Source organism: Rhodococcus sp. IC4_135 (assembly GCF_011602025.1).
Lineage (GTDB): Bacteria > Actinomycetota > Actinomycetes > Mycobacteriales > Mycobacteriaceae > Rhodococcus_F > Rhodococcus_F baikonurensis.
On the sequence record NZ_JAAOLG010000084.1, the window covers coordinates 1 to 3,720 of the forward strand.

Genomic DNA, 3,720 nt, shown 5'->3' on the forward strand with positions numbered 1-3,720 from the left:
TGTCGATCGTGGCGATCATTCTCTGGCTGATCCTCGACCACGAACTCTGGGAGCGGCCGAAGTCGCCGGCGGAACGCGATCGATCGGTGCTGTACAACACCGCGACCGTAGTCACCCTGGTCATCGGTGTCGTCGTGCTGCATGTGGCCCTGTTCTGCCTGCTGCTGTTCACCGCGTGTCTGACTCTTCCCCCGGAACTGCTGTCCCGTGTTCTCGGGCACGGGGTGAACTTCTTCGACTACCTGACGCTTACCTGGTTGCTGGCGTCCATCGCGACCATCGGTGGGGCGCTCGGGTCGGGTCTCGAGGACGACGCCGCGGTCAAGGATGCGGCGTACGGGGTCCGGCAGCGGCAACGCATCGAGGAGACGCGGCAGCCGTCGAATGAGGCGGGGTAAACGCGATCGGCGAAGCGCGCGCGAACCTGCCCTGGTGCTTCATCGGGGAGGTCCCTACTCGACTCCACCGCGAGGCACAATTGTCGATGACTACGTCGGGGAGGAGAAGTTCTCGGTGACCGACCGATGGCTGACTGCTGTGCCGCAGACTCCACTACTGACCGATCCGGCCACGGTGACGGCGGAGCGGCTTTGTTGCCGGAACTGACTGGTCAGAGCAAGAGATGGAAGATGTCGAAGGCAACGTTCCATTCGGCGGTGCCGGGGTTCTTGCGGTCCGGTTCGATCGTGGCGAAGGTGTGCGCCAGCGCTACGCTCAACCCTCCTGCGATCAGCGGCAGTCGTTGCTCTGTCTCCTCGGAGAGGGCCACGTCCAAGGGCGGGCGGGCGGTCAGTTGATCGAGCAGAGGCTGTAGTTCGATCTCCTCGTCCAGCTTCTCGAACCGGTGGATGCTCTCCTGCAGCCCCTTGGTGATCGGCAGGTCCCACGGTTCGATCACGTCCCGCAGGTTTGCCTTTGCCGAGGCCTTGCCGATCAGGATCAGGTCGTAGATCTTGTCGTCGATGAAATCGGTATAGCGCTTGAGATCGTTCCGGTCGACCTGCAGTCCGGCCGCTGCCCTGAAGAACCGCTGGAATTTCACGGTGCCCATTACTGGCATGTCGTCAGCTCCTTTCGAAGTATTCATGGATTTGGCGTACGGCCATCGCTCCTTCACCGACGGCGGATGCGACTCGTTTCACCGAACCGCGGCGGATGTCGCCCGCCGCGAACAGGCCGGGCAGGCTGGTTTCGAGCGTCCTGGACAGGCCGCCGTTGATTGGCAGGCTGCCGTCCGCTCGCGCGTGGATCGCGTCCACACCGGTGAGGACGAAGCCGTGGTCGTCGAGTGCGATCGCGTCGGCAAGCCACCCGGTGTGCGGTACCGCCCCGATGAAGACGAACAGGGCGCGCACCCGAATCGTGTCCTGGTCGCCGGTGCGATTGTCCTCGACTGCAATTGCTTCGAGGTATTTCTCGCCGTGGACCGCACGAATCTCGGTGTGCCGGTGCACGGTGACCCGCGGATGGTGTTCGATCTGGTCGACCAGGTATCGGGACATGCTCTTCCCGAGGTCATCGCCGCGGATGAGCAGGTGCACCTGTGAGACGTGCTCGGCGAGGAAGACGGCGGCCTGGCCGGCGGAGTTGCCGCCACCGACGATGGCTATCGGGTCGGTGCCGCATATCCGTGCTTCCTGATGCGTTGCGGCGTAGTACACGCTTGTTCCTTCCAGCGCCTCGATCCCCTGAACGGCCAACTTGCGGTACCGCGCCCCGGCGGCGAGCACAACGGCCCGGGCGTGCACCGACCCGCCGTCCGCCAGTCGGAGCACATGGTTCCCGGCCTCGGATCCCAAACCGGTCACTTCTGCCGACACCAGGATGCGGGCGCCGAACTTCCCGGCCTGGAGCACGGCTCGCTCGGCCAATTCGGAGCCGGAGACCCCGGCGGGGAATCCCAGATAATTCTCGATCCGGGATGAGGTACTGGCTTGGCCGCCCGCAGCGATCCGCTCCAACGTCACCGTGTTCAACCCGTCCGAGGCGCCGTACACCGATGCGGCCAGGCCGGCCGGTCCGGCACCCACGACGACGAGGTTGTAGACGTCCTTGGCTGCGTCCGCGACGGGTGCCGGGACAGGAAGCCCGACGACGCGTGCGAGTTCCGCATTCGTCGGATTGCGCAGCACCTTCTCGCCGTGCCAGATCACGACGGGTGTGTCCTCGGGTGCGACGTTCAGGCTGCGTAGCAGCTGCTCCACTCGTTCGTCCTGTTCCAAGTCGAACCACTTGTGGGGCAGACGGTTTCGCATCGCGAACTCACGAAGTCGCAACGTATCCGGGGAGAAGCAGGAGCCGATGATCCGGAATCCGGAGCCGAGCCCGATCAGCAAGTGCCGACGCACAAGGTAGGCGCGCAGGATCAAATCGCTGAGCACGAGGTCGTGGGCAATCAGCTGGCGTACCTGCTCGGCCGGGACGACGAGTATCTCGCCGTCCTCGATCGCTTCGGCGGTGAAGAACGCCACCTGACCTTCCAGCAGTCCGAGCTCGCCCAGGAAGCGGCGGGGACCGTGCACGCGCAGTATCCGGCGTTCGCCGTCCGCGTCGCCTTCGTCGACGACTACGATCTTTCCGGAAAGGATGACGAAGAAGTCGTTGTCAGGCGCGCCTTCTCGGATCAGCACCTCGCCGGCGTGAACCGGTCGACGCGAGCCACCGACCTCGAGCGTCGCGACCTGGTCGTCCGTCAGCCGCGGGAAGGCGCCCTCCTCGTCCGGGGTCTCGTCGTCGACCGGCGGACTGTCGCGGGCGGGTGCGGCGTCCTCAGACGAAGTTCTGGTCGACATAACACCACCGCCAATCCTCGCCGGGCTCCATCGACTGGACGATCGGATGCCCGATGGCGTGAGCGTGAGCATTCGCGTGCCTGCCCGGCGAAGAGTCGCAGCAACCGACGTGTCCGCACGTCAGGCACAGCCTCAGATGCACCCACGGGGTGCCGAGGCGAAGACATTCCTCGCAGCCCTGTGGGGTCCGGGGCACCACGGCCCGGATCGCGGTCACGTGCGGGTCGGCATGGACCGAGGTCATGGCTTCGCCTCCTTGCCTGCATTTTCCGAGAGCGCCTGATCGAGCCACGTGCGCAGCTGGGGTACCGGAGCTGCGCCCGCCTGGCGAGCGAGGACTTCACCCCGGTCCATCACCAGCAGAGTCGGTACGGCGCGGACGGTGAATCGTTCAGCCGTCCGGGGTGCAGCATCGACGTCGACCTTGACCAGCTTGATCTGGCCGGCGTGTTCTGTGGCGAGCTGCTCGAGCGCGGGGCTGACCATGCGACACGGGCCGCACCACGTCGCCCACAGATCGACGAGCACAGGCACCGAGGATTTTTCGACGATCTCCGCGAAGTCACCGTCCCCTGCCGAGGCGATCCAGGGCAGCGGCTCGTGGCAGTTCCCGCAGCGAGGTTTTCCTTCCCCTGCTGCCGGGATGTTGTTGGTCTTGCCGCAGTGCGGGCACTTCACCTTGTCGGATCCCATGACGACACCTCTTCTCAGGCCGCCGCGACGGCGGGTTCGGCATACGCGACGGCAAGCTCGCCGCCGTCCACCGTGACGCTGATGGTGCCACCCGGTTTGATTTCACCCCGCAACAGCGCACGACCGATCTTGGTCTCGACCTCGTGGGCGATGTACCGGCGCAGCGGCCGCGCACCGTAGACAGGGTCGAAACCGTGTTCGGCGATCAGCCGGCGTGCCTCCGGCGTGATATCCA

General features: G+C 65.4%; 5 protein-coding genes and 1 pseudogene. 1 reads left to right on the plus strand and 5 read right to left on the minus strand.

The genetic code is table 11. From position 1 onward, the window contains the following. Positions 1 to 398: pseudogene (locus tag G8767_RS34930) on the plus strand (hypothetical protein); the annotation flags it as partial. A gap of 212 nt (positions 399 to 610) precedes the next feature. Here G8767_RS34930 and G8767_RS34935 read toward each other — a convergent pair. From G8767_RS34935 to G8767_RS34955, 5 genes are all read right to left on the minus strand, one after another. Beyond that, on the minus strand, positions 611 to 1,051 hold the full coding sequence (locus G8767_RS34935; protein ID WP_193604872.1) for a DUF1931 family protein: 441 nt from the start codon (positions 1,049 to 1,051) through the stop codon (positions 611 to 613). Positions 1,052 to 1,064: 13 nt separating this feature from the next. Further along, the gene (locus G8767_RS34940) at positions 1,065 to 2,792 is read right to left on the minus strand and encodes an FAD-dependent oxidoreductase (protein ID WP_166814246.1); all 1,728 of its coding nucleotides are present in this window, start codon (positions 2,790 to 2,792) and stop codon (positions 1,065 to 1,067) included. Continuing rightward, positions 2,770 to 3,036, minus strand: coding sequence for a UBP-type zinc finger domain-containing protein (locus tag G8767_RS34945; RefSeq protein WP_166814248.1), 267 nt, complete (start codon positions 3,034 to 3,036; stop codon positions 2,770 to 2,772). Before G8767_RS34945 ends, G8767_RS34940 begins: the two co-directional genes overlap by 23 nt. Then, positions 3,033 to 3,485, minus strand: coding sequence for a thioredoxin (trxA, locus tag G8767_RS34950; protein WP_166814250.1), 453 nt, complete (start codon positions 3,483 to 3,485; stop codon positions 3,033 to 3,035). Before trxA ends, G8767_RS34945 begins: the two co-directional genes overlap by 4 nt. Before the next feature lie 14 nt (positions 3,486 to 3,499). Continuing rightward, positions 3,500 to 3,720, minus strand: a 221-nt coding sequence (locus tag G8767_RS34955; protein ID WP_166814252.1) for a hypothetical protein, incomplete at its 5' end; no start/stop codon positions are given.

Bases quoted from the DNA above. Each gene is read 5' to 3' on its own strand.
- trxA (WP_166814250.1), bottom strand. From the start codon at position 3,485: ATGGGATCCGACAAGGTGAAGTGCCCGCACTGCGGCAAGACCAACAAC.
- G8767_RS34940 (WP_166814246.1), bottom strand. From the start codon at position 2,792: ATGTCGACCAGAACTTCGTCTGAGGACGCCGCACCCGCCCGCGACAGT.
- G8767_RS34935 (WP_193604872.1), bottom strand. From the start codon at position 1,051: ATGGGCACCGTGAAATTCCAGCGGTTCTTCAGGGCAGCGGCCGGACTG.
- G8767_RS34945 (WP_166814248.1), bottom strand. From the start codon at position 3,036: ATGACCTCGGTCCATGCCGACCCGCACGTGACCGCGATCCGGGCCGTG.